A 24244-nucleotide genomic window follows, 5' to 3' on the forward strand; every position below is an offset into this window, starting at 1 on the left:
CTCAGCGGCGGGCCGGTTCGGCGGCGGGTCGGGACGCGGAGTCCGGGCCCGCCGCCCGGCGCGTGCGGGCCCGGGAGCGCAGGGCGACGGCGGCCGCCCCGGCGGTCACCGCGACGGCGGTGTACGGCACCCAGTCGCCGAGCCGGACGTACCAGGTCCGGGCGCCCGGCGCCGCCAGCGGCAGCCGGACGGTGGCCGTGCCGCTCCCGTCGGTGGTCATCCGGGCCAGCCGGCGGCCCTGCGGGTCGTACGCCACCGACTCGCCGGTCAGCGCCGCCTGGACCACCGGCCGACCGGTCTCGGCGGCCCGGATCGCGCCCAGCGAGGCGTGCTGGGCCGGCGCCCAGGTCGACTGGAAGGTCGAGGTCGACGACTGGTAGACCAGCAGCCGCGCGCCGTCCGCGGCGGCCGCCCGGGACATGTCCGGGAAGGCCGACTCGAAGCAGATCAGCGCGCCGACCGGCAGCGGGCGGCCGGACCGGTCCACCGCCGGGAGCAGGTGGAAGGCGGCGCCCGGCGCCCGGTTCTCGCCCGCGGCGGCGCTCACCCCGGCGATCCAGCCGAGCGCCGAGCGCATCGGGATGTACTCGCCGAACGGCACCAGGCGGATCTTGCGGTAGCGGGACTCGATGCCGTCCGGCCCGATCAGCACCGCGTCCTTGGAGATCCGGCCGTCCGCCTTGCGGGCGTCCTCCCCGGCCAGCAGCCGGGCGCCGGTCGCGGCGGACAGCGCCCGCAGCCGGTCCAGCGTCGCGCCCTCCCGGTCCAGGTCGGCGGTGGTGGAGCTCTCGCCCCAGACGACCAGGTCGACCGGGCGCCCGGCCAGCGAACGGGTCAACCGGACGTTTGCCGCCAGCCGGGCGTTTTCGTCCGGCGTCTGACCGGCCTGGACCAGCGCCACCGTCGCCTCGCCAGACACCGGGGGAGCCGCCTGGAGCGCGAACAGCAGCGGACCGGTCAGCAGGCAGAGCGCGGCCATCGCACCCGCCGCCACCCGGACCCGCAGCGCGGACGCCGTGCACAGCAGCACCACGGCCGTGTTGGCCGCCACCAGCGCGGCGCTCACCAGCCACACCCCGCCGACCGACGCCAGGCCCAGGACCGCCGGGTGCTCCCACTGGCTCGCCCCGTACAGCGCCCACGGCCCGCCCAGCGCGTGCCAGGACCGGGCGAACTCGGCGGTCAGCCAGAGCGCCGGCAGCACGACCAGGGCGCCCGCCGCCCGCCGGAGCGTCACCGGCGGGCCGAGCAGCCGGTGCGCCGCGTACCCGAACGGGGCCTGCAGCGCGCCGAAGACGACCGCGAGCAGGGGCAGCGCCGGGCCGATCGACGGGGTCAGCCAGTACATCGCCACCAGGATGAACCCGGCACCGGACCACCAGCCGCGGACCGCCGCCTCCCGCCCGTTCGGCGAGCTCCGCAGGACCAGCAGCGCCGGCACCAGCGCCACCCACGCGAGCGCGCCGAGACCCGCCCCAGGGAAGGCCAGCACCGGCACCGCCCCCGCGGCGAGCGAGGCGTACCGGGCGGGCCGACCGAGAGCGGAGCGCAACGTCATGTCCGTGATTGTCCGCCTTCCGGAGGCCGGCGTCACCGGGACGCGCCCCCGGACGGGGAACTCAGGCGTTCTCCTCCAGGTCGCCCTCGGTCTCCAGGTAGGCCTGGCGGAGGGCGTCGAGGAGGGCCGGGTCGGGCTCGGCCCACAGGCCGCGGTCGGCGGCCTCCAGGAGGCGCTCGCTGATGCCGTGCAGGGCCCAGGGGTTGGCGGAGGTGAGGAACTCGCGGTTGGTCCCGTCGAGGACGTACTCCTGGGTGAGCCGCTCGTACATCCAGTCGGCGACCACGCCGGTGGTGGCGTCGTAGCCGAAGAGGTAGTCGACGGTGGCGGCCATCTCGAAGGCGCCCTTGTAGCCGTGCCGGCGCATCGCCTCCATCCAGCGCGGATTGACCACGCGGGCGCGGAAGACCCGGGCCGCCTCCTCGGTGAGGGTGCGGGTGCGCACCGTCTCCGGGCGGGTGGAGTCGCCGATGTACGCGGCCGGGTTCTTGCCGGTGAGCGCGCGCACGGTGGCCACCATGCCGCCGTGGTACTGGAAGTAGTCGTCCGAGTCGGCGATGTCGTGCTCGCGGGTGTCGGTGTTCTTCGCCGCGACGGTGATCCGCCGGTACGCGGTCTCCATCTCCTCGCGGGCCGGGCGGCCGCCCAGGTCACGGCCGTAGGCGTAGCCGCCCCAGACGGTGTACACCTCGGCGAGGTCGGCGTCGGTGCGCCAGTCCCGGCTGTCGATCAGCTGCAGCAGGCCGGCGCCGTAGGTGCCCGGGCGGGAGCCGAACACCCGGATGGTGGCCCGGCGTTCGTCGCCGTGCTCGGCGAGGTCGGCCTGCACGTGGGCGCGGACGAAGTTCTGCCCGTCCGCCTCCTCCTGGCGGGCGGCGAGGCGCACCGCGTCGTCGAGCAGGGCCACCACGTGCGGGAAGGCGTCCCGGAAGAAGCCGGAGATGCGCAGCGTGACGTCGATCCGGGGGCGGCCCAACTCCTCCAGCGGGATGGGCTCCAGGCCGGTGACCCGGCGGGAGGCGTCGTCCCAGACCGGCCGGATGCCGAGCAGCGCGAACGCCTCGGCGATGTCGTCGCCGGCGGTGCGCATCGCGCTGGTGCCCCAGAGCGAGAGGCCGACCGAGGGCGGGAACGCCCCGTCGTTGTCGGCCCGGTAGCGCTCGACGAGCGAGGCGGCCAGCGCCTGGCCGGTCTCCCAGGCGAGCTTGCTGGGCACCGCCTTGGGGTCGACGGAGTAGAAGTTGCGGCCGGTCGGCAGCACGTTGACCAGGCCGCGCAGCGGCGAGCCGGACGGGCCGGCCGCGACGAAGCCGCCGCCCAGCGCGTGCAGCACGGCGTCCAGCTCGTCGGTGGTGGCGGCGAGCCGCGGGACGACCTGGCGGGCGGCGAAGTCGAGGACCTCGGCGACCGCGGCAGGGTGGCCGGCGGCGACCTTCTCCACCGCCTCGGGCGCCCAGTCCTCGGCCTCCATGGCCTCGACCAGGGCGCGGGCCTGCGCCTCGGCGGCGTCGGTGGCGCCCAGGGTGAGCGCGGCCTCGTCCAGGCCGAGCGCCTCGCGCAGGCCGGGGAGGGCGCTGACGCCGCCCCAGATCTGCCGGGCGCGCAGGATGGCGAGGACGATGTTGACCCGGTCGGTGCCGGCCGGCGCCTGGCCGAGGACGTGCAGGCCGTCGCGGATCTGCGCGTCCTTCACCTCGCACAGCCAGCCGTCGACGTGCAGCAGGAAGTCGTCGAAGCCGTCGTCCTCGGGCCGCTCGTCCAGGCCCAGGTCGTGGTCGAGGCGGGCGGCCTGGATCAGCGTCCAGATCTGGGCACGGATCGCGGGCAGCTTCGCCGGGTCCATCGCGGCGATGTTGGAGTGCTCGTCGAGCAGCTGCTCCAGGCGCGCGATGTCGCCGTAGGAGTCGGCGCGGGCCATCGGCGGGACCAGGTGGTCGACCAGGGTGGCGTGGGCGCGGCGCTTGGCCTGGGTGCCCTCGCCCGGGTCGTTGACCAGGAACGGGTAGATCAGCGGGAGGTCGCCGAGGACCGCGTCCGGGCCGCAGGCGGCGGAGAGCGCGGCGGTCTTGCCGGGCAGCCACTCCAGGTTGCCGTGCTTGCCGAGGTGGATCACGGCGTGCGCGCCGAAGCCGCCGTCCTCCTGGGAGGCGGCGATCCAGCGGTAGGCGGCCAGGTAGTGGTGGGAGGGCGGCAGGTCCGGGTCGTGGTAGATCGCGACCGGGTTCTCGCCGAAGCCGCGCGGCGGCTGGATCAGCACCAGCAGGTTGCCGGAGCGGATCGCGGCCAGCACGATGTCGCCGTCCGGGTTCTGCGAGCGGTCCACGTACATCTCGCCGGGCGGCGGCCCCCAGTGCCGCTCGACCTGCTCGCGCAACTCCTCGGGCAGCGCGGCGTACCAGCGGCGGTAGTCGGCGGCGGGGATCCGGACCGGGTTGCGGGAGAGCTGGTCCTCGGTCAGCCAGGCCTGGTCGTAGCCGCCGGCCTCGATCAGGGCGTGGATCAGCTCGTCGCCCTCGTGCCGGTCGCCGTCCCTGTCGAGACCGGGGACGTCGCTGCCGAGGTCCATGCCCTCCTCGCGCAGGCGGGCCAGCAGGCGCACCGCCGAGGCCGGGGTGTCCAGGCCGACCGCGTTGCCGACCCTCGCGTGCTTGGTCGGGTACGCGGAGAGCACCAGCGCGAGGCGGCGCTCGGCGGCCGGGGTGTGGCGCAGCCGGGCGTGCGCGACGGCGATGCCGGCGACCCGGGCGGCCCGCTCCTCGTCGGCGCGGTAGACGGTCAGGCCGTCCTCGTCCAGCTCCTTGAAGGAGAACGGGACGGTGATCAGCCGGCCGTCGAACTCCGGGACGGCGATCTGGGTGGCGGTGTCCAGCGGGGAGAGGCCGTCGTCGCTCTCCTCCCACTGCGAGCGCGACCAGGTCAGGCACAGCGCCTGCAGGATCGGGCGGTCCAGCGCGGCGAGCGCGCCGGCGTCCCAGGCCTCCTCGTCGCCGCCGGCCTGCGCGTCGGCCGGGCGGGTGCCGCCCGCGGCGAGCACGGTGGTGACGATCGCGTCGGCCCGGCCCAGCTCGGCCAGCAGCTCCGGCTCGGCGCCGCGCAGCGAGGCGCAGTAGAACGCGCGGACGTTGGCGCCCTGCGCCTCGACCGCCTCGCAGAGGGTCTCGACGAAGCCGGTGTTGCCGCTCATGTGGTGGGCGCGGTAGTAGAGCACCGCGACGCTCGGACCCCGGTGCACGGCCGCCTCGCGCTCCAGCGGGCCCCAGGCGGGCGCGGAGGCGGGCGGGTTGAAGCCGTGGCCGGTGAGCAGCACGGTGTCGGAGAGGAAGGCGCCCAGCTCGGCGAGGTTCGCCGGGCCGCCGTGCGCCAGGTACGCGTGGGCCTCGGCGGCGATGCCGGCCGGCACCGTGGACAGCTCCATCAGCTGGGCGTCCGGCGCCTGCTCACCCGTCAGCACGATCACCGGGCGCGGGCCGGCGAGCAGCGCGTCCAGCCCCTCCGCCCAGGCCCGGCGGCCGCCGAGCAGCCGGACCACCACCAGGTCGGTGCCCTCGACGAGGGCCGGCAGCTCCTCGGCGGTCAGCCGGGCCGGGTTGCCGAGCCGGAACGGGACCGGGCCCTCGGCGGCGCGGGCGCTCAGCAGGTCGGTGTCGGACGTCGACAGCAGCAGGATCATGCGGATGCCCTCCCGGGCTGGTCGGTGAGCACGGGCGAGGCGGGGGCCGCGGGCGCGGGGCAACCCCCGGGCGCGGGCATGCGGCGGCGCATGGCGTCAGGCCTTCCTCGGGGTCCGCGCCCCGGGCTGGTGGAGGACGGCAGGAGTTCCTGACTCCCACGGCGGTGAGCCGTGGTCACAGTGGCGGGACCGCGCCGGGTTTGCACCGGACTTCCTCCCTGCGCCGTCGCTGGCGGCGGGCGGACGCGCGCGACCACCCGGGCAGCATCGTACGGGGTGCGGCTGACCTGCGGCAGTGTGACCTACAGGACGGAGGCGCGCGGTCGGACCATCTGTATGCTCGCGGCCATGCCACCCACACCCGACGCCTCCGCGCCGGGCTCCGCCGCGCCCTCCCGGGAGCGGTCGGACGCCTGTCCCGGAACCCTCCGCCTGCACCGGGCCGACGACGGGGCGCTCGCCCGCGTCCGGCTGCCCGGCGGGCTGCTGACGGTCGATCAGGTGCTCGCGCTGGCCGAGGCCGCCGAGCAGCTGGGTGACGGCGCGTTGGAGACCACCTCGCGCGGCAACGTCCAGCTGCGCGGCCTGCGTTCGGACTGCGGCGCGGAACTGGCCCTGGCCCTGCGCCGCGCCGGGCTGCTGCCCTCCGACACCCACGAGCGGGTGCGCAACATCGTCGCCTCGCCGCTCGCCGGGCTGGACGGGCGCGGGCACGCCGACGTCCAGGCCTGGGTGCGGGAGCTGGACGCCCGGCTCTGCGCGAGCGGGTGGGCGGCCGGGCTGTCGGGCAAGTTCCTGTTCGCCCTGGACGACGGGCGCGGGGACGTCGCGGCCCTGGACGCCGATGTGACGTTGATCGCAAGGCCGGGCGGCGGCGCGCTGCTCCGGCTCGGACGGGCCACCACCGGCGAGCCGGTCGACGCGCCGGTGGACGCCGCGCTGGAGGCGGCCCGGAGGTTCCTGGAGACGGTCGGCACGAGTGCCTGGCACTTCCGGGAGCGCCCCGAGCTGACCGGCGGGAGCCGGCCGCTGCCGGTCCCGGACGGCGCGGCGCCCGAGCCGGGGGCGCACACCGGCGGTCTGGCGGTGGGCGTGCGGTTCGGCCGGGCCACGGCCGCGCAGTGGCGGCTGCTCGCCGCGGTGGCCGCGCGGGGCGTCCGGCTGACGCCGTGGCGCGGCGCGGTGCTGCCCGGCGCGGACGCCGGGCGGCTCGCGGAGCTGGCGGCGGGCGGGTTCACCGTCGCCGCGGGCGGCGCCTGGGACCGGGCGACCGCCTGCACCGGGCTGCCGGGCTGCGGGAAGTCGCTGGCCGACGTGCGGACGGACGCGGCGCGGGCGCTGGACGGCGTGGCGGGCGGCGGGGCGCGGACGCCGGGCGGCGTGGCGGGCGGCGGGGCCGGGGTGGGTGCCGCGGCGGGTGCGTTGCTGCCCGTGCACTGGTCCGGCTGCGAGCGGCGGTGCGGACACCCCGCCGGGCCATGGGTGGACGTGCTCGCCACCGGGCAGGGCTACCGGGTGACCGCGGCAGGAACTTCGACGGACGTGACGGACGAGCAGATGGCCGAGGCAGTCGCCGAGGCCCGGAGGAACCGATGATCGAGTACGAGAAGGACGGCGCGTCCATCTACCGCCAGTCCTTTGCCACCATCCGGGCCGAGGCCGACCTCGTGGCCCTGCCCGCCGACGTCTCGCAGGTCGCGGTCCGGATGATCCACGCCTGCGGCATGGTCGACCTGGTCGAGGACCTGGTGTACTCGCCGGGCGTGGTCGCCTCCGCCCGCAAGGCGCTGCACGCCGGCGCCCCGATCCTCTGCGACGTCAACATGGTCGCCAGCGGCGTCACGCGCAAGCGGCTGCCCGCCGACAACGAGGTGATCTGCACCCTCACCGACCCGTCCGTGCCCGAGCTGGCGCGGGCGATGGGCAACACCCGCAGCGCCGCCGCCATGGAGCTGTGGCTGCCCCGCCTGGAGGGCGCGGTGGTCGCCGTCGGCAACGCGCCGACCTCGCTGTTCCGGCTGCTGGAGATGATCGAGGCCGGCGCGCCGCGGCCGGCCGCCGTGATCGGCGTGCCGGTGGGCTTCATCGGCGCCGCCGAGTCCAAGCAGGCCCTGGCCGAACACCCGTCCGGCCTGGAGCACTTGGTGGTGCGGGGCCGCCGGGGCGGCAGCGCGATGGCCGCTGCCGCGATCAACGCGATTGCGAGTGAGGAAGAGTGACGGAGCGTCAGACCGGTCGACTGTACGGTGTCGGGCTGGGTCCGGGGGATCCGTCGCTGGTCACCGTCCGGGCCGCCGAACTCATCGGCAAGGCGGACGTCGTCGCGTACCACAGCGCGCGGCACGGGCGCTCGATCGCCCGCTCGATCGCCGAGCGGTACCTGGCCGGCGGCCAGATCGAGGAGAAGCTGGTCTACCCGGTCACCGTCGAGACCACCGACCACCCCGGCGGGTACCGCGGCGCGCTGGACGAGTTCTACGAGGAGGCCGCCGCCCGGCTCGCCGCCCACCTGGACGCCGGCCGCGACGTGGTGGTCCTCGCCGAGGGCGACCCGCTGTTCTACGGCTCCTACCAGCACATGCACAAGCGCCTCGCGCACCGCTACCCGACCGAGGTGGTGCCCGGCGTGACCTCCGTCAGCGCGGCCGCCGCCCGGCTCGGCGCCCCGCTGGTCGAGGCGGAGGAAGTGCTCACGATCATCCCCGGCACCCTGCCGGAGGAGGAGCTGACGGCGCGGATCGCCGCCACCGACTCCGCGGTGATCATGAAGCTCGGCCGCACCTTCCCCGCCGTCCGGCGGGCCCTGGAGCGGGCCGGGCGGCTGGAGGACGCGCAGTACGTCGAGCGGGCCACCATGGCCGGCGAGCGGACCGCGCCGCTCGCCGAGGTCGACCCGCAGAGCGTGCCGTACTTCTCGGTCGCCGTGCTGCCCAGCAAGGTCGCGCAGCTCAGCTGGACCGGGCAGCCGATCACCGGACCCGCCCCGGACGCCGGCGCGGAGGGCGACGTCGTCGTGGTCGGCACCGGCCCCGCCGGGCCGCTGTGGCTGACCCCCGAGGCGCGCGGCGCGCTCGCCCGCGCCACCGACCTCGTCGGGTACACCACGTACCTCGACCGGGTGCCGGCGCGGCCGGGCCAGGTCCGGCACGGCTCGGACAACAAGGTCGAGGCCGAGCGGGCCGAGTTCGCGCTCGACCTCGCCCGGCGCGGCCGCCGCGTCGCCGTCGTCTCCTCCGGCGACCCCGGCGTCTTCGCGATGGCCACCGCCGTCCTGGAGGCCGCCTGCGCCGACCCGTACCGGTCGGTGCCGGTCCGGGTGCTGCCCGGCATGACCGCCGCGCACGCCGCCGCCTCCCGCGCCGGCGCGCCGCTCGGCCACGACTACGCCACCATCTCGCTCTCCGACCGGCTCAAGCCCTGGGACGTCATCGCCCGCCGGCTGCGCGCCGCCGCCGAGGCCGACCTGGTGCTCGCCCTCTACAACCCGGGCTCCAAGTCCCGCACCACGCAGGTGGGCGCGGCCCGCGACCTGCTGCTCGAGTACCGCGCCGGGGACACCCCGGTGGTGATGGCCCGCGACGTCGGCGGCCCCACCGAGCGGATCCGCACCGTCCGCCTCGCCGACCTCGACCCCACCCAGGTCGACATGCGGACGCTGCTGCTGATCGGCTCCTCGCAGACCCAGGCCGTCGCCCGCGACAACGGCACCGAAGTGGTCTGGACGCCGCGCCGCTACCCGGAGTAGGTCGCTCGCCCTCCCCGGACCGGGTGCGGGCCGGCGGGCGGTCGGTACGGTGAGGTCGGTGGGGCCGGGCGGGAGTGGCAACGCCGGCGCGGGCCGGAGACGTTGGGGTTCTGCCGGACGAGGGGGGCGGAGATGACACGACGCTGGATCGCGGGCCGGATCGTCGGCGGGGCTGCTGCCGTGCCGCTCGCGCTGCTGGCGGTCGGGTGGTGGCACACCCGACCGGGTGGGCGGGTGCTGGTGGCGGACACCCTGTACCGGCCGTTGGTGGCGGTGGCGCTCGCGCTGGTGGCGATCGGCCGGTGCGTCGCCGAGGAGCACCGGGGCCGGCGGGCGGGCATGCTGGTCCTGACCTGGGTGGCCGGGGCGGTGCTGGGGTTCGGGGCGTGGGCGGCCGGCGTGTTCGGCGAGCCGACGCAGGTGACCCGGACGGCGGCCCCGGGCGGGGTCGGCCGGACGCTGGTGGTGGTCCACCACGGCAACCTCGGCGCCGAGACGGAGGCCCAGTCCTGGGAGGTCCTGGTGGAGTCCGGATCCGGCTGGTCCGCCCGCCGGTGGACGGTCTTCGAGATGCCGGAGCAGTTCCCCGGGGACGGGGCCTTCACCTCCGCGCGGTGGACCGGGCCCGACGAGATCACGGTCACCACGGACCGGGGCGTCCGGGTGTTCGGCGTGGACCCGCGGAGCGGCAGGCCCGCGCCGACCGGGAGCGTCGCCGAGTGACGGGGCGTCGGACGGTGAGCCGGGCGTTCGGTGCCGCGGTGGCGGTGCCGCTCGCGCTGCTGGCGGTGGGGTGGTGGCACAGCCGGCCCGGTGGGCGGGTGCTGGTGGCGCAGACGCTGGACCGGCCGCTCGTGCTGCTGCCGGTGGCGCTCCTGCTGGCGGCGGTCGCGTGCTGCTTCGTCGAGGACCGGGGCAACCGGGCGGTGGGCCTGTTCCTGACCTGGGTCGCCGGGGCGGTGCTGGTGCTCGGGGCGTGGGGGGCTTCCGCGTTCGCCGAGCCGACGACGGTGACCCGGGAGGCGGCACCCGGCGGGGCCGACCGGACGCTGGTGGTGGTGCACCACGGGAGCCCGGGCGCCGAGGCGGAGGCGCAGTCCTGGGAGATCCAGGTCGAGAGCGGATCGGGATGGTCCGCGCGGCGGTGGACGGTCCTCGAACTGCCCGGGAGGTCCCCCGGGGGCGGGCTGTCGGCCACGGCCCGGTGGACCGGCCCGGAGCGGTTCACGGTCACCACGGACCGCGGCGTCCGGCTGCTCTTCGGCGTGGACCCGCGGAGCGGCAGGCCCACGCCGACCGGGAGCGCACCCTAGGGTCGGTCCGCCAGGATGCGGCGGAGGGCGTCCTCGGCCGGCTCCGCGGGCAGGTGCTCGCCGGTGCGGGGGCGGAGGGAGAGGCGGCCGGTGGCCGATTCGGCGGGGCCGAGGACGGCCCGGTACGGGACGAGCCGGCCGGCCCGGACGCGGGCGCCGAGGGTGCCCTGGTCGGGGGCGGCCAGTTCGGCGCGCAGGCCGAGGGCGAGGGCTCGGGACACCAGGGCCTCGGCGTCGGGGAGTTGGGCGTCGGAGAGCGGCAGCACCAGGAGCTGGACGGGGGCGAGCCAGGTGGGGAAGGCGCCGCCGTGGGTCTCGATGAGGTGGGCGACGGCGCGCTCCACGCTGCCGATCACCGCGCGGTGGACCATCACGGGCCGGTGGCGCCGCCCGTCCGCACCGATGTAGGAGAGGTCGAACCGCGCGGGCTGGTGGAAGTCGACCTGGACGGTGGAGAGGGTCGCCTCACGGCCGGCACTGTCGACCACCTGCACGTCGATCTTCGGACCGTAGAACGCGGCCTCGCCGTCGGCCCGTTCGTACCGGATGCCGGACTCCTCCAGCACCTCGACCAGCAGGGCGTTGGCCCGGCGCCAGAGTTCGGGGTCCTTGACGTACTTTCCGCCCTCGCCGGGCAGGGAGAGCCGGTAGCGGGCGGCGCCGATGCCGAGCGCCCGGTAGGCGTCCCGGATCATCCCCAGCGCGCCGCGGACCTCGTCGGCGACCTGGTCGAGCCGGCAGAAGACGTGCGCGTCGTTGAGCTGGATGGACCGGACCCTGGTCAGTCCGCCGAGCACGCCGGAGAGTTCGGCCCGGAACATCGGCCCGAGTTCGGCCATCCGCAGTGGCAGCTCGCGGTAACTGCGGCCCTGGGAGCGGAAGATGACGGCGTGGTGCGGGCAGAGGCTGGGGCGCAGCACGACCTGTTCGGTGCCGAGGTCCATCGGGGGGAACATGTCCTCGCTGTAGTGCTCCCAGTGGCCGGAGATCTCGTACAGTTCGCGTTTGCCGAGCACGGGCGAGTACACGTGCCGGTAGCCGGCGCGGCGTTCGGCCTCGCGGACGTACTCCTCCAGGGCGTGCCGGACGGCGGCGCCGTCGGGCAGCCAGTAGGGCAGGCCGGCGCCGATCAGCGGGTCGGTGCCGAAGAGCCGGAGTTCGCGGCCGAGCTTGCGGTGGTCGTTCACGGTGGTCTCCCTCGGGTCGGGCGAGGGGCGGGCGACCACGGACAGCCCGAAGCCCCGGGGCCACTCGCCCCGGGGCTTCGGACGGACAGGTGTCAGCGCGCCGGGACGGTGTCCGGCGTCGTCGTCGCTGCAGCGCGCTGAAGGTTCATGCCGCCCAGGCTAGCGCCGGGGCCGGGGAGCGGCGAGGGGGTTTCCGGCGAGGGGTTCTCAGCCGAGGGTGATCCGGATGCCGACCGTGCCGTCGTTGCCGCGCCGGACCCGGCTGCCGAGCAGGGTGAGGACGCCGAGCAGGCCGTACTTCTGGCGCAGCAGCGTGCGGTAGGCGGCGGTCCGCTCGCGGGTGCAGATCTCGGCGGTGGCGGGCACCTGGTCGCCGGTGGGGTTGCCGCGGACGTCGCAGGGGCCGACGGTGACGTCGGCGCGGTTGCGGATCCGCTTGACCTTCCAGGAGTCGGCCACCGTCCACACGCCGAGCGCCTCGCCGTCGCGCACCACCCACACCGGCGTGGGCACCGGGGTGCCGTCCTTGCGGAAGGTGGTGAGCAGCAGGTAGCTGCCGGCGGAGAGCTGGACCAGCTGCGCGAGCCGGTCGCTGGGAGTGGCGTCCATGACGTGCAGTTTAGGCGGGGCGCGGGCGGGCGGGCTCGGGCAGCGGGAAGCTGCGGCGCATCAGGGCGTCGAAGGCCGCGTCCGGCAGCAGGCGCTTGGCCAGCATGGTGGAGCGGGCCAGCGCGCCGATCGCGTAGCGGGCGCGCGGCCGGGCGGCGGTCGCGGCGCGGACGATCACCTTGGTCGCGGCCTCCGCGGGGACGGCGCCGCTGCGGCGGGTGAACGCCTGGTGGGCGTACATGTCGGCGAGCCGGGTGCGGAAGGAGCCGTACGGGTCGGCGGGATCGGCGGCCGGGTGCATGGTGCCGACCGCGGTGGCGCCGAACCCGGTGATGGTGGGCCCGGGTTGGACCACGACGACCTCGACGCCGAACGGTGCGACCTCCAGCCGCAGCGAGTCGCTGATCGCCTCCACCGCGTGCTTGCTGGCGTGGTAGAACGCGCCGCCGGGCGGGGAGAAACGGCCCGCCATCGAGGAGATGTTGACGATCCGGCCGCGCCCCGCGCGGCGCATGCCGGGCAGCACCAGCTGGGCCATCCGGACCAGGCCGAAGACGTTGGTGTCGAACTGGGCGCGGACCTCGTCCGGGGTGGCCGACTCCACCGGCAGGTGCAGCCCGTACGCGGCGTTGTTGATCAGGACGTCGACGCTGCCGTGCGCGGCCTCGACCGCGGCGACCGCGTCGGCCATCGACCGCTCGTCGGTGACGTCGAGCGGCAGGGTGGTGATGCCGAGCGCGGCCAGGTCGGCGAGGGTCTCGGGGCGGCGGGCGGTGGCGTACACCCGGTGGCCGAGGCCGTGCAGGGCGAGGGCGGCCTGGCGGCCCATGCCGGAGGAGCAGCCGGTGATCAGGACGGTTCGGGGCGGAGTCATCGGTCGGCCTTTCGGTGGAGGAGGTCCCAGACGGCGGCTTCGGCGCGGTCCAGGTCCTCGGCGGGGAGGGCGTCGAGGCCGCCGGCCGGGCGGGCGAGCTTCACCAGGCCGGTGAAGGCGCCGAGGGCGAGGCCGACCAGCTGCTCGGCGTCGCCGTCGCGGATCGCACCGGCGTGCTGGCCGCGCTCGATGAAGTCGGCGGCCACCCGGTGCAGTTCGTCCGCCAGGGCGCGGCTCTCGGGGTCGAGGAAGGTGTCGTGCTGCTGGTGCTCCAGGAACACGAAGGCGTCCGGGTGGGCGCTCGCGTAACGGGTGAAGCCGCGCCAGAAGCGGGCGAACTCCTCCCGGGCGGTGCCGGCCGGCCCGCCGTCGGCGAGGGCCTCGGCGAGCGTGTCGAGCAGGGTGCGCTTGGCGTACCGGAACGCGGCGTTGCCGAGCGCCTCCTTGCTCGGGAAGTACCGGTAGATGCTGCCCACGCCGACGCCCGCGTGCTGCGCGACGGCGGGCATCTGGGTGCCCTCGTAGGTGCGCTCGGCGAACAGCGCGAGGGCGGAGTCGATCAGCAGCCGGTCCAGGTCCGGTCGTTTCGGTGCCACGGAATGAATGTTCATTCCGATGGCGGCCCGCTGTCAAGGGCCCCGGGCCGGAGCCATGGCCCGGCTCCACGACGAGCTCGCCGCACTGTTCCGGGAGTGCGCCGACCTCCTGCTGCTGACCGGCGTCGAGCGCGACCTGCGCGTCAGCCGATCGTGGCGAGCCAGGCGAGGGCGGCCGGGACGTCCGGGGCGGTGGGCAGGCCCGCCGGGGGCTCCGGGCGCTCCACCACGATCACCGGCAGCCCCAGCTCGCGGGCGGCGGCCAGCTTCGGCGCGGTCGCCGCGCCGCCGCTGTCCTTCGTGACCACCACGTCGATCCGGTGCTCCCGCAGGACCGCGCGCTCGCCGTCCAGGGTGAACGGCCCGCGATCCAGCAGCACCTCCGTGCGCGCCGGCATCGGCGGCTCCGGCGCGTCCACCGAGCGGACCAGGAACGCGTGGCCGTCGAGGTCCGCGAACGCCGCCAGGCCCATCCGGCCCGTGGTGAGGAACACCCGCCGGCCCGCCGGCTCGGCGCGCAGCACCTCGGCCGCCCCGGCGAGCGAGCCGACCCGCCGCCACCGGTCGCCCTCAACCGGCACCCAGCTGGGACGACGCAGGGCGAGCAGGGGAACATGGACCTCGGCGGCCGCGACGGCCGCGTTGCGGCTGATCGTCCCGGCGAAAGGATGGGTGGCGTCGATGAGAGCGTCCACGCGCTGCTCGCGCAGCCACGCGGCCAGGCCCTCCGGGCCGCCGAATCCGCCGATCCGCACCTCGCCCGCCGGCAGCCGCGGCTCCGCGACCCGGCCCGCGAGGGAACTCGTGACGCGGTCCGCGGGGCGGTCGGCGGCCAGCGCGCCGGCGAGGCGGCGTGCCTCGGTCGTGCCGCCGAGGATCAGGACGTGCATCGGAACTCCAGGGAGCGAACGTGGCTGAGGCCGGCGGACGGGCGGCGCAGCTGAAGAGTAGCGGGCTGCGCCACGGCTGGACGACGGGCGCCTGCGCCACGGCGGCCGCCACGGCGGCGTACACCGCCCTGCTCACCGGGGACTTCCCGGACCCGGTGACCATCACCCTGCCGAAGGGCCAGCAGCCGGCGTTCGCCCTGGCGGCGGAGGCCCTGACGGACGGGACCGGCTCCGCCGAGGGGCGGGCGGGCTTCGCCGCGGGGCCGGCGTCGGTCGCGGCCGGGGACGGGACCGGCTCCGCCGGGGCGGAGGGTGTGACCGGCTGTGCCGACGAGCACGGCGGGAGCGGCTCCGCTGACGGGACTGCGGGCGCCGAGGGGCAGGCGGGCTCCGCCGGGGGGCGCGGGTCGGCTGCCGTCGGGGGCTCTGCCGGGTCGGGGGACGGGCCCGGCTCTGCCGCCGGCGGCGCCGGGTGGGGCGGGCCGGTGGGGGTGTCGTGGGCGATGGCCGGGGTGGTGAAGGACGCCGGGGACGATCCGGACGTGACGCACGGGGCGCTGGTGCGGGCGACGGTCTGGCACGGGGCACCGGGGAGCGGGGTGGTGTTCCGGGCCGGGCCGGGCGTGGGGACGGTGACGAAGGCGGGGTTGCCGCTGGCGGTGGGTGAGCCGGCGATCAATCCGGTGCCGCGGCAGATGATCCGCGACGCGGTCGCGGGGGTGGCGGCGCAGCACGGCGGCACCGGCGACGTCGTGGTGCAGGTGTCGGTGGACCACGGCGAGGAGATCGCCCGCTCCACCTGGAACCCGCGCCTGGGCATCCTGGGCGGCCTGTCGATCCTGGGCACCACCGGCATCGTGGTCCCGTACTCCTGCTCGGCGTGGATCGACTCGATCCGCCGGGGCGTGGACGTGGCGCGGGCCGCGGGCCGTACGCACGTCGCGGGCTGCACCGGTTCGACGTCCGAGAAGGTGGCGGTCGCGGTGCACGGCCTGCCGGAGGACGCGCTGCTGGACATGGGCGACTTCGCGGGCGCGGTGCTGAAGTACCTCAAGCGCCACCCGGTGGACCGGCTGACCGTCGCGGGCGGCTTCGCGAAGCTGTCCAAGCTCGCCGCCGGCCACCTGGACCTGCACTCGTCCCGTTCCCAGGTGGACAAGGGCTACCTGGCGGGCCTGGCCCGCACCGGTGGCGCGTCCGAGGAGCTGGTGGCGGCGGTCGCGGCGGCCAACACGGGCCTGGAGGCGGTGCAGTTGTGCGCTGCGGCGGGAGTGCCGCTGGGTGATCTGGTGGCGGAGGCCGCCCGGGCCACCGCGCTCGGCGTGCTGGTGGGCGCGCCGGTCGCGGTGGACGTGATCTGCATCGACCGGGCCGGGAACATCGTCGGCCGGGCGTAGACCCGGGGCGGCGTCAGTCGGTGACGACGGCCTGCGCGTCGATCTCCACCAGCATGGGCTCCTGCGGGAGTTCGCAGAAGATCGTGGTCCGGCAGGGCTTCACGCCGCCGGGAGCGACGTTCTCCTCGATGAACTGGGCGTAGACCTCGTTCATCAGCGGGAAGTCGGCGCGCTTGGTGAGGTAGACGCGGAACATCACCACGTCCTCGACGGTGGCGCCGCCGGCCTCGACGATCGCCTTGACGTTCTCCAGGGTGCGCCGGGTCTGCGCCTTGACGTCGCCGTGGTGCAGGTACTCGCCGGTGGCCGGGTCCTGCGGGCCCTGGCCGGAGACCTGCAGGATCGGGCCCTTGCGCACGCCCTGGGAGAACATCCAGGCGGGGGCGGGCGCGCCGTCGGTGCGGATCTCGGTCTTCTTGCTCATCTGCGGGCCTCTCAGGGGCGGTCTGGGCGGTCTGGGCGGTCTGGGCGGTCTGGGCGGTCTGGGCGGTCGGTGTGCCCGGCGTCTGCGGAGATCGCCCGGGCGGTGGTCAGCAGGCGGGGCACGAGGTCCAGCACGCGCTCGTAGGGCAGCACGACGTCCGGAACGGAGATCGACACGGCGGCCACCACCTGCCCGGTGGCGTCCCGGACGGGCGCGGCCACGCAGTTGATGAACGACTCGTGCTCGGCGTGGTCCTGGGCCCAGCCCTGCGCGGCGACGGTGTCGAGTTCGGCGAGCAGCGCGGCGGGCCCGGTGAGCGTGTTCGGGGTGTGCACGGTGTAGTCGACGGCGCGGGCGACCCGGCGGCGTTCGGCGGCGGGCAGGTCGGCGAGCAGCACCTTGGCGACGGCGGTGTTGTGCAGTCCGGCGCGCAGGCCGATCCGGGAGTACATCCGGACGGGGTGCCGGGAGTCGTACTTGTCGATGTAGACCACCTCGCCGCCCTCGTACGCGGCGAGGTGCACGGTGTGCCCGGTGGCGGCGTTGAGTTCGGCCAGGTGGGGTGCGGCGATCCGGCGGATGCCGCGCTGCTCCAGCGCGCGGCTGGAGAGGGCGAAGAGCCCGGCGCCGAGGTGGTAGCGGTAGTCGGCGTCGCGGTGGACGAAGCGCTCCTCCTCCAGCGACTGGAGCAGCCGCAGCACGGTGGTCTTGTGCACGCCGAGCAGTTCGGCCAGCTGGTCGAGCGAGCGCTCCCCCTCGCCGAGTTCGGCGAGCAGCCGCAGGGCGCGGGTGACGGTCTGGCTCATGCGCCCACCTCGCCGCGCTCGGCAGGGGCGTTCGCCCGCGCGCGCCTCTCGATGGTTCGTTCGCTTCGCTCGCTCATGGTGTTCCCGGGACGGTGGAGGGTGCGGTGAGTACCGGGGAAACGATGCCATCCGGGCCGACCCGGGTGCGCGCCCAGTCCGCGGGGGAGGCGGCGAGCAGCGCGGCGACCGCGGCGGGGGCGGGCAGCCGGCCCTGGTCGCCGGGGGAGGTGAGGGCGCAGGCGGCGGCGAGGTGGCCCAGGCGCAGCCGCTGCCGCTGGTCGAGGCCGCGCAGGGTGCCGGAGAGGTAGCCGGCGGCGAAGGCGTCGCCGGCGCCGGTGGGTTCGACCACGTCGACGGCGAGGGCGGGTTCGGCGACGGCGCGGCCGTCGCGGTCGAGTGCGGTGACGGCGTGGCCGGAGTCCTTGACCACCAGGGTGGCGGGGCCGGGGAAGCGCCGGCGCAGGGCGGCCGGGTCGCCGATGCCGAAGGCGGCCTCGGCCTCGTCGGCGCCCAGCAGCAGCAGGTCGGCGGCGTCGAGCAGGTCGGTGAGCAGGTGGTGGTCGAGCCCGTGCCAGAGCGCGGGTCGCCAGTTGAGGTCGAAGGAGACCGACCGGCCGGGCCGCCGGTCGGCGAGCAGGGCGCGGACCAGGGCGAGGCAGTCGGCGGACAGTGCGGGGGTGATGCCGGTCAGGTGGAGCAGCCGGGCGCCGTCGAGCAGCCGGGCGGCGGCCGGGTCGTCGAGCAGGGCGGGGGAGAGCGCGGAGGCGGCGGATCCGCGGCGGTAGTAGTGCAGGCGGCTGCGGCCGCCGCCGAGGTCGTGCGGGTGGGCGGAGCCGCCGGTCTCCTTGAGGTAGACGCCGGTCGGGCGGTGCGGGTCGACGGCGACGGCGGAGACGTCCACGCCGTGGGCGGCGACCTCGGCGACCAGGCGGCGGCCGAAGCCGTCGGCGCCGACCCGGCTGATCCAGGCGGTGGGCACGCCGAGGGCGGCGAGCGCGCAGGCCACGTTGGACTCGGCGCCGCCGACGGCCGGGTGGAAGGCGCCCACGGCGTCCAGCGGCCCGGGTCGGTCGGGCAGCAGGACCGCCATCGATTCGCCCAGGCAGACCACCGCGGGCGTGCTCGCTGCCTGCTCCGCCATCTGCCGCGCTCCTCGCCCGTCCGTCGGTTCGCCGGTCGTCGGCCGTCGTTCGTTGACCGTCGTTCGGCGTGAATGCTAGAACCGTAGCAACAGCATGCGCAACGCTGGTTGCAAATATTGCAATATTGCAGGTGGAGAGGGTGATAGCCGGTGCTGGACCGGGAGAAGGTCGCGGCGCTCGCCGACGAGCGGCTGGACTGGCGGTTCAAAGCGGTGCCCGCCGCCGCGCACGGGCTGACGGTCCGCGAGTACCTGGCCGACGGCCCGGTCCTCGACGACCTCGGCACCCCGCTGCTGACCCTGGACGCGGGCGCGCTCGCCCACAACCTGCGCACCATGGCCGCCTGGTGCGCCGACGCGGGCGTGGAGCTCACCCCGCACGGCAAGACCACCATGGCGCCCGCCCTGTGGCAGGCCCAGCTGGACGCCGGCTGCCGCGGCATCACCCTGGCCAACCTCGCCCAGCTGCGGGTCGCCCGCGCCTTCGGCGTCGACCGGCTGCTGCTGGCCAACACCCTGCTCGACCCCGCCGGGCTGGCCTGGGTGTCCGCCGAACTGGACGCCCACCCCGGCTTCTCCTTCCTGTGCTGGGTGGACTCGGTGGACGCCGTCCGGCAGATGGACCGCGCACTGCGCGCGGCCGGCGCCGGCCGCCCGGTCGAGGTGCTGGTCGAACTCGGCGGCCCCGGCGGCCGGACCGGCGTCCGGGGCGCGGCCGCCGCCGTCGAGATCGCCGAGGCGGTCCGCGCCGCCGGCACCCTGCGGCTGGCCGGCGTCGGCGGCTACGAGGGCGCGCTCGCCCACGACGCGGGCGAGCAGGCGCTGGCCACCGTCCGCGGCTACCTGCGCGAACTGGCCGAACTGCACCGCCGCCTGGCGTACGAGACCGCCGAACCGGTGGTCTCGGCGGGCGGCAGCGCCTACTTCGACACCGTGGTCGAGGAGCTCGGCCCGCTCGCCGCGGCGCTGCCCGGCACCCGGGTCGTGCTGCGCTCCGGCGCCTACCTGGTGCACGACGACGGCTTCTACCGCTCGATCTCCCCGCTCGCCCGCGGCGCCGGGCAGGCCCCGCTGCGCTCCGCGATGCACGGCTGGGCGCGGGTGCTCTCCCACCCCGAGCCGGAGCTCTCCCTGCTGGACGGCGGCAAGCGCGACTTCCCGTACGACGAGGGCCTGCCCGAGCCGCAACTGGTCCGGGGCGAGGGCCCGTTGAAGGGGGCACCGGTGGTGAGCGCGGTCAACGACCAGCACGCCTTCCTGCGCGGCGCGGGCGAGCAGGCGCCGGTCGGCGCGGTGGTCCGGCTCGGGCTGTCGCACCCGTGCACCGCCTTCGACAAGTGGACCCTGATCCCGGTGCTGGACGACGCGGACGCCGAACGGCCGCGCGTGGTCGACCTGGTGCGGACCTTCTTCTGATGGCCGACCTGCTCTTCCGCGGCGCGACCGTCGTCGACGGCAGCGGCGCCGACCGCCACCGGGCCGACGTCACCGTGACCGACGGCCGGATCGAGGAGATCGGCCGCAAGCTGACGGCGCGTCAGGTCGTCGACGCCGAGGGCCTGGTGCTCGCCCCCGGTTTCATCGACATGCACACCCACTCCGACCTGCGGCTGCTGGTCGAACCCGAGCACCCCTCGCGGGTCACCCAGGGCATCACCTGCGAGGTGCTCGGGCAGGACGGGCTCTCCTACGCCCCCGTCGACGACACCACGCTGCCCGCGCTGCGCCGCCAACTGGCCGGCTGGAACGGTGATCCGGACGGCTTCGACTGGAGCTGGCGCACCGTCGGCGAGTACCTGGCCAGGCTCGACGAGGGCATCGCCGTCAACGCCTGCTACCTGGTGCCGCACGGCACCCTGCGGATGCTCACGATGGGCTGGGACAACCGTCCGCCCACCGGCGCCGAACTGGACCGGATGCGCGAACTGCTCGCCCAGGGCCTGCGCGAGGGCGCGGTCGGCATGTCCAGCGGCCTCAGCTACACCCCCGGCATGTACGCCGACACCGCGGAGCTGGCCGCGCTGTGCGCGGTGGTCGCCGCGCACGGCGGCTTCCACGCCCCCCACCAGCGCTCCTACGGCAAGGGCGCGTTGGAGGGCTACGCGGAGATGGTGGAGATCTCCCGGCGCTCCGGCTGCCCGTTGCACCTCACCCACGCCACCATGAACTTCGAGGTCAACCGGGGCCGGGCCGGCGACCTGCTCGCCCTGGTCGACGCCGCGCTCGCCGAGGGCCTGGACGTCACCCTCGACAGCTACCCCTACCTGCCCGGCGCCACCAGCCTCTCCGCGCTGCTGCCCGGCTGGTCCACCGAGGGCGGGCCGGAGGCCACCCTGGCCCGGCTGGCCGATCCCGGGGCCCGGGAGCGGATCCGGTACCACCTGGAGGTCTCCGGCAGCGACGGCTGCCACGGCGTCACCGCCGACTGGACGACCGTCCAGATCTCCGGGGTGCGGGACGACGCGCTCGCCGGTACCGTCGGCCGGACCGTCGCCGAACTCGCCGCCGAGCAGGGCAGGTCCGGCACCGAGGTCTTCCTCGACCTGCTGCTCCGCGACCGGCTCGGCACCACCGTCCTGCAGCACGTCGGGCACGAGGAGAACGTCCGCGCGATCATGCGCCACCCCGTGCACACCGCGGGCAGCGACGGACTGCTGGTCGGCGCCCGTCCGCACCCCCGGGCCTGGGGCACCTTCCCGCGCTACCTCGGCCACTACGGGCGGGAGTCGGGCGTCCTCACGCTGGAGCAGGCGGTCACCCGGATGACCGGCCGCCCGGCCCGGCGGCTGCGCCTGGACCGGCGCGGGCTGATCCGCCCCGGCTACCACGCCGACCTGGTGCTCTTCGACCCCGGGACGGTCGGCGACACCGCCACCTTCGACCGGCCACGGCTGCCCGCCGCCGGCATCCGGTCGGTCCTCGTCAACGGCGTTCCGGTGGTCCGGGACGGCCGGACCACCGGCGCGCGGCCCGGCCGCGCGCTGCGCCGCACCGGACAAGGAAGCACCGCATGACCGCCCGACCGCTCCTGGACCTGCCCGCCGCGCTCGCCGCCGACCCGGTGATCGCCGTGGTCCGCGCCCCCGCGATACCCGACGCCGCCGCACTCTGCGAGGCGCTCGCCGCTGGTGGCATCGGCTGGACCGAACTCACCTTCACCACGCCGGAGGTGACCCGCCACCTGGCCCGCGCCGCGCGGGCCGGGCACCGGGTCGGCGTCGGCACCGTGCTCACCGGTGACCAGGCCGACCGGGCCCTCGCCGCGGGAGCGTCCTTCCTGGTCACCCCCGGACTGCGGCCCGCCGTCGCGGAGGCCGCCGCCGAGGCCGGGGTGCCCGCCGTCCTCGGCGCGCTCACCCCGACCGAGGTCGCCGACGCCCTGGACCTGGGCGCCGCCGCCGTGAAGATCTTCCCGGCGAAGGCCTTCGGGCCCGGCTACTTCAAGGACCTGCACGGCCCCTACCCGGGCGTCCCGCTGGTCGCCTCCGGCGGCGTCAACGCGGGCAACGCCGCCGCGTTCCTCGCCCACGGCGCGCTCGCGGTCTGCGCCGGCACCGACGTGGTGCCCCCGGCCGCCGTCGCCGCGGGCGACTGGCCGGAGATCACCCGCCGCGCCGCGGCCTTCACCGCAGCGCTCAGGATCCCGTCGCAGCAGGGGAGTTGAGCCGGCGGCCGTCCTCGAAGCCGTCCGGGAGCTCGTCCTCCCACGGGTCGACGCCGAGCTTCTCCAGCTCGGCGAACCACCGCTCGCGCTGCGAGGCGGGCAACTGCCCTCCGCACCAAGGACAGTAGGCGATCGCGACCCGGGAGCGACCGCCGTCGCGCACCGTCAGCCCGTACTCGCGGAACTTCGCGCTGTACGCCACCAGCGCGTCCGGGCAGTCGTACGGGTCGTCGTGCTCGTCGCACCAGTGCTCGACCTGCGAGGCCATCCGCTCGCAGCAGTGCCGGGCGCTCATCGGACGCCCTCCCGGCAGCGCTCGGTGGAGTACAGGTGGCTGTCGCGGAACTGCTCCGCCGCCAGCGTGCGCCCGACCAGGATGACCGCGGTGCGCAGCACGCCCGCCTCCTTCACCTGGCCGGCGATGTCGGCGAGGGTGCCGCGCAGCACCAGCTCGTCCGGGCGGCTGGCCATCGCCACCACCGCGGCCGGGCAGTCGGCGCCGTAGTGCGGCAGCAGTTCCTCGACCACGCTGTCCACGTACCGGGCGGCCAGGTGCAGCACCAGCAGGGCGCCGCTGCGGCCGAGGGTCGCCAGGTCCTCGCCCTCCGGCATCGGGGTGGCCTGCCGGGCGACCCGGGTGAGGATCACCGTCTGGCCGACCGTCGGCACGGTCAGCTCGCGCTTCAGCGCGGCGGCCGCGGCGGCGAACGCCGGGACACCGGGGACGACCTCGTACGGGATGCCCAGCGCGTCCAGCCGGCGCATCTGCTCGGCCACCGCGCTGAACACCGACGGGTCGCCCGAGTGCAGCCGGGCCACGTCGTGGCCCTCCTCGTGGGCCCGGGCGATCTCCGCGACGATCCGGTCCAGGTCGAGGTCGGCGGTGTCCACCAGCCGCGCGCCGGGCGGGCACTCGGCCAGCAGCTCGGTCGGCACCAGGCTGCCCGCGTACAGGCACACCCCGCACGCCGCCAGGGTCCGCGCCCCCCGGACCGTGATCAGGTCCGCGGCGCCGGGCCCGGCCCCGATGAAGTAGACGGTCACTCCGATTCCTCTTCTTCCTTGATCACTGACCACTGGGTGACCGGCATCGCCTGCCGCCACCCGGTGAATCCGCCGACCGGCACCGCCTGCGCGACACCCAGCCGGACCAGCTCGCCGCCGTGCCGCCGGTACCACTCGGCCAGCAGCGCCTCCGACTCCATGGTCACCGTGTTGGCGACCAGCCGGCCGCCGAGCGGCAGCGCCGCCCAGCACGCCGCCAGCAGCCCCGGCGCGGTCAGCCCGCCGCCGACGAACACCGCGTCCGGGGTCTCCAGACCCGCCAGCGCCCGCGGCGCCGGACCGGTCACCACCCGCAGCCGGGGCACGCCCAGCGCCCCCGCGTTGCGGGCGATCCGCTCCGCGCGCACCGGATCGCGCTCCACGCTCACCGCCCGGCAGCTGCGGTGCGCCCGCAGCCACTCGATGCCGATCGACCCCGAGCCGCCGCCGATGTCCCACAGCAGCTCGCCCGGCGCCGGCGCCAGCGCGGCCAGTGTGGCGGCCCGCACGTAGCGCTTGGTCAACTGGCCGTCGCTCTCGTACCGGTCGTCCGGCAGGCCGGGCACCAGTTGGGCGCGCGGGGTGCCGGGGGCGGCGGCGCACTCGACGGCCAGGATGTTCAGCGGGTCGCCCGGCGTGTGCGGCCAGGCCCCGGCGGTGCCCTCGCGGACGTCCTCCGCCTCGCCGCCCAACTGCTCCAGCACGCGCAGCCGGGACGGGCCGAATCCGCGGGCCGCGAGCAGCGCCGCGACCTCGGCCGGGCCGGCGGCGTCCGCGTTCAGCACCAGCAGCCGGCGGCCCGGGTACAGCGCGCCGTTCAGCGTCTCCAGCGGCCGGCCGACCAGCGAGACCACCTCGGTCTCCTCCACCGGCCAGCCCAGCCGGGCGCACGCGTACGACACCGAGGACGGGTGCGGCAGGACGCGAAGGCGCTCGGCGCCGACCGTCTCCGCCAGCGTCCGGCCGATGCCGTAGAACATCGGGTCACCACTGGCCAGCACCGCGACCTCTTGCCCGGCCCGCTCGGCCAGCAGCCCGGCGACCGCCGGACGCAGCGGCGAGGGCCACGGCACCCGCTCCGCCGTCACCTCGGCGGGCAGCAGCTCCAGCTGACGCGGGCCGCCGATCACCGACCCGGCCGCGAGCAGTGCCGCCCGGGACGTCCGCGCGAGGCCCGGCCAGCCGTCCGCGCCGATCCCGACGACGGTGATCGCAGACTCGGGCACGGGGACTCCTCGCAGGTCGGAAGGGGGCAGCGGCAGCCTACCCGCCGTTTCGCCGCCCGCCGGGTCCGCACCTGACAAACCTGTTGCCCGGGGTGTGCGA

The 24244-nt window shown here is 75.9% G+C and carries 22 protein-coding genes and 1 riboswitch; of the genes, 9 read left to right on the forward strand and 13 right to left on the reverse strand.

The window, feature by feature from the left end; all coding sequences use genetic code 11:
• Window position 1: 1 nt before the first annotated feature.
• Together lnt and cobN are read right to left on the reverse strand one after the other, a co-directional pair.
• Window positions 2–1558 carry an apolipoprotein N-acyltransferase gene (lnt, locus tag ABEB06_RS29755; RefSeq protein WP_345699986.1) on the reverse strand — a complete coding sequence of 519 codons (1557 nt, stop codon included), beginning with the start codon at window positions 1556–1558 and terminating at the stop codon, window positions 2–4.
• A 61-nt stretch (window positions 1559–1619) separates the two neighbouring features.
• Window positions 1620–5228, reverse strand: coding sequence for a cobaltochelatase subunit CobN (gene cobN / locus ABEB06_RS29760; RefSeq protein WP_345699987.1), 3609 nt, complete (start codon window positions 5226–5228; stop codon window positions 1620–1622).
• Window positions 5229–5371: 143 nt separating this feature from the next.
• Window positions 5372–5445: riboswitch (cobalamin riboswitch) on the reverse strand.
• A gap of 131 nt (window positions 5446–5576) precedes the next feature.
• Here cobN and ABEB06_RS29765 point away from each other — a divergent pair.
• The 5 genes from ABEB06_RS29765 (at window position 5577) to ABEB06_RS29785 (ending at window position 10286) form a co-directional block, all read left to right on the forward strand.
• A complete protein-coding gene (locus ABEB06_RS29765) occupies window positions 5577–6824 on the forward strand; it encodes a hypothetical protein (protein ID WP_345699988.1) in 1248 nt (415 codons plus the stop codon).
• Entirely contained in the window at window positions 6821–7447 is a 627-nt protein-coding gene (locus ABEB06_RS29770) for a precorrin-8X methylmutase (protein WP_345699989.1), read from the forward strand. The genes ABEB06_RS29765 and ABEB06_RS29770 overlap by 4 nt, the downstream gene beginning before the upstream one ends.
• A complete protein-coding gene (locus ABEB06_RS29775; RefSeq protein ID WP_345699990.1) occupies window positions 7444–8973 on the forward strand; it encodes a precorrin-2 C(20)-methyltransferase in 1530 nt (509 codons plus the stop codon). Before ABEB06_RS29770 ends, ABEB06_RS29775 begins: the two co-directional genes overlap by 4 nt.
• Window positions 8974–9105: 132 nt before the next feature.
• Entirely contained in the window at window positions 9106–9696 is a 591-nt protein-coding gene (locus tag ABEB06_RS29780) for a hypothetical protein (protein WP_345699991.1), read from the forward strand.
• A complete protein-coding gene (locus tag ABEB06_RS29785; protein WP_345699992.1) occupies window positions 9693–10286 on the forward strand; it encodes a hypothetical protein in 594 nt (197 codons plus the stop codon). The genes ABEB06_RS29780 and ABEB06_RS29785 overlap by 4 nt, the downstream gene beginning before the upstream one ends.
• Here ABEB06_RS29785 and thrS read toward each other — a convergent pair.
• The 5 genes from thrS to ABEB06_RS29810 form a co-directional block, all read right to left on the reverse strand.
• Entirely contained in the window at window positions 10283–11473 is a 1191-nt protein-coding gene (thrS, locus tag ABEB06_RS29790; protein ID WP_345699993.1) for a threonine--tRNA ligase, read from the reverse strand. The two genes, ABEB06_RS29785 and thrS, sit on opposite strands and share 4 nt — an antisense overlap.
• A gap of 207 nt (window positions 11474–11680) precedes the next feature.
• Window positions 11681–12082: a PPOX class F420-dependent oxidoreductase gene (locus tag ABEB06_RS29795; protein ID WP_345699994.1), complete on the reverse strand. Its 402-nt coding sequence runs from the start codon at window positions 12080–12082 to the stop codon at window positions 11681–11683.
• A 10-nt stretch (window positions 12083–12092) separates the two neighbouring features.
• Window positions 12093–12956, reverse strand: a complete 864-nt coding sequence (locus ABEB06_RS29800) for an SDR family NAD(P)-dependent oxidoreductase (RefSeq protein ID WP_345699995.1) — start codon at window positions 12954–12956, stop codon at window positions 12093–12095.
• On the reverse strand, window positions 12953–13552 hold the full coding sequence (locus ABEB06_RS29805; RefSeq protein ID WP_345699996.1) for a TetR/AcrR family transcriptional regulator: 600 nt from the start codon (window positions 13550–13552) through the stop codon (window positions 12953–12955). The genes ABEB06_RS29800 and ABEB06_RS29805 overlap by 4 nt, the downstream gene beginning before the upstream one ends.
• A gap of 143 nt (window positions 13553–13695) precedes the next feature.
• The gene (locus tag ABEB06_RS29810) at window positions 13696–14442 is read right to left on the reverse strand and encodes a cobalt-precorrin-6A reductase (protein WP_345699997.1); all 747 of its coding nucleotides are present in this window, start codon (window positions 14440–14442) and stop codon (window positions 13696–13698) included.
• Between the two features lie 20 nt (window positions 14443–14462).
• Here ABEB06_RS29810 and ABEB06_RS29815 point away from each other — a divergent pair, with 20 nt between their 5' ends.
• Window positions 14463–15839, forward strand: a complete 1377-nt coding sequence (locus tag ABEB06_RS29815) for a cobalt-precorrin-5B (C(1))-methyltransferase (RefSeq protein WP_345699998.1) — start codon at window positions 14463–14465, stop codon at window positions 15837–15839.
• A 13-nt stretch (window positions 15840–15852) separates the two neighbouring features.
• On the opposite strand, the gene ABEB06_RS29820 is transcribed toward ABEB06_RS29815, so the two are convergent.
• The 3 genes from ABEB06_RS29820 to ABEB06_RS29830 all read right to left on the reverse strand — a co-directional run bounded on the left by ABEB06_RS29820 (window position 15853) and on the right by ABEB06_RS29830 (window position 18210).
• On the reverse strand, window positions 15853–16263 hold the full coding sequence (locus ABEB06_RS29820; protein WP_345699999.1) for a RidA family protein: 411 nt from the start codon (window positions 16261–16263) through the stop codon (window positions 15853–15855).
• An 11-nt stretch (window positions 16264–16274) separates the two neighbouring features.
• The gene (locus tag ABEB06_RS29825; protein ID WP_345700000.1) at window positions 16275–17069 is read right to left on the reverse strand and encodes an IclR family transcriptional regulator; all 795 of its coding nucleotides are present in this window, start codon (window positions 17067–17069) and stop codon (window positions 16275–16277) included.
• Window positions 17070–17142: 73 nt separating this feature from the next.
• Window positions 17143–18210 carry a sugar kinase gene (locus ABEB06_RS29830; RefSeq protein WP_345700001.1) on the reverse strand — a complete coding sequence of 356 codons (1068 nt, stop codon included), beginning with the start codon at window positions 18208–18210 and terminating at the stop codon, window positions 17143–17145.
• 150 nt (window positions 18211–18360) lie between these two features.
• Here ABEB06_RS29830 and ABEB06_RS29835 point away from each other — a divergent pair, with 150 nt between their 5' ends.
• Genes ABEB06_RS29835 through ABEB06_RS29845 form a run of 3 tightly spaced genes read left to right on the forward strand, consistent with a single transcriptional unit; the run spans window position 18361 to window position 21874 of the window.
• Window positions 18361–19626 carry a type III PLP-dependent enzyme domain-containing protein gene (locus ABEB06_RS29835; RefSeq protein WP_345700002.1) on the forward strand — a complete coding sequence of 422 codons (1266 nt, stop codon included), beginning with the start codon at window positions 18361–18363 and terminating at the stop codon, window positions 19624–19626.
• Window positions 19626–21224 (forward strand): N-acyl-D-amino-acid deacylase family protein, encoded by a 1599-nt coding sequence (locus ABEB06_RS29840; RefSeq protein ID WP_345700003.1) that lies wholly within the window; start codon window positions 19626–19628, stop codon window positions 21222–21224. The genes ABEB06_RS29835 and ABEB06_RS29840 overlap by 1 nt, the downstream gene beginning before the upstream one ends.
• Window positions 21221–21874 carry a bifunctional 4-hydroxy-2-oxoglutarate aldolase/2-dehydro-3-deoxy-phosphogluconate aldolase gene (locus ABEB06_RS29845; protein ID WP_345700004.1) on the forward strand — a complete coding sequence of 218 codons (654 nt, stop codon included), beginning with the start codon at window positions 21221–21223 and terminating at the stop codon, window positions 21872–21874. Before ABEB06_RS29840 ends, ABEB06_RS29845 begins: the two co-directional genes overlap by 4 nt.
• Here the strand turns inward: ABEB06_RS29845 and ABEB06_RS29850 are convergent.
• The 3 genes from ABEB06_RS29850 to cbiE are packed head-to-tail and all read right to left on the reverse strand — an operon-like array spanning window position 21846 to window position 24144.
• A complete protein-coding gene (locus tag ABEB06_RS29850) occupies window positions 21846–22169 on the reverse strand; it encodes a DUF6980 family protein (protein ID WP_345700005.1) in 324 nt (107 codons plus the stop codon). The genes ABEB06_RS29845 and ABEB06_RS29850 overlap by 29 nt on opposite strands.
• Complete coding sequence (gene cobM / locus ABEB06_RS29855) at window positions 22166–22918, reverse strand: precorrin-4 C(11)-methyltransferase (RefSeq protein ID WP_345700006.1); 753 nt, start codon at window positions 22916–22918, stop codon at window positions 22166–22168. Before cobM ends, ABEB06_RS29850 begins: the two co-directional genes overlap by 4 nt.
• The gene (gene cbiE / locus ABEB06_RS29860) at window positions 22915–24144 is read right to left on the reverse strand and encodes a precorrin-6y C5,15-methyltransferase (decarboxylating) subunit CbiE (protein WP_345700007.1); all 1230 of its coding nucleotides are present in this window, start codon (window positions 24142–24144) and stop codon (window positions 22915–22917) included. The genes cobM and cbiE overlap by 4 nt, the downstream gene beginning before the upstream one ends.
• Window positions 24145–24244: the final 100 nt, after the last annotated feature.

Source organism: Kitasatospora terrestris (assembly GCF_039542905.1).
Classification (GTDB): domain Bacteria; phylum Actinomycetota; class Actinomycetes; order Streptomycetales; family Streptomycetaceae; genus Kitasatospora; species Kitasatospora terrestris.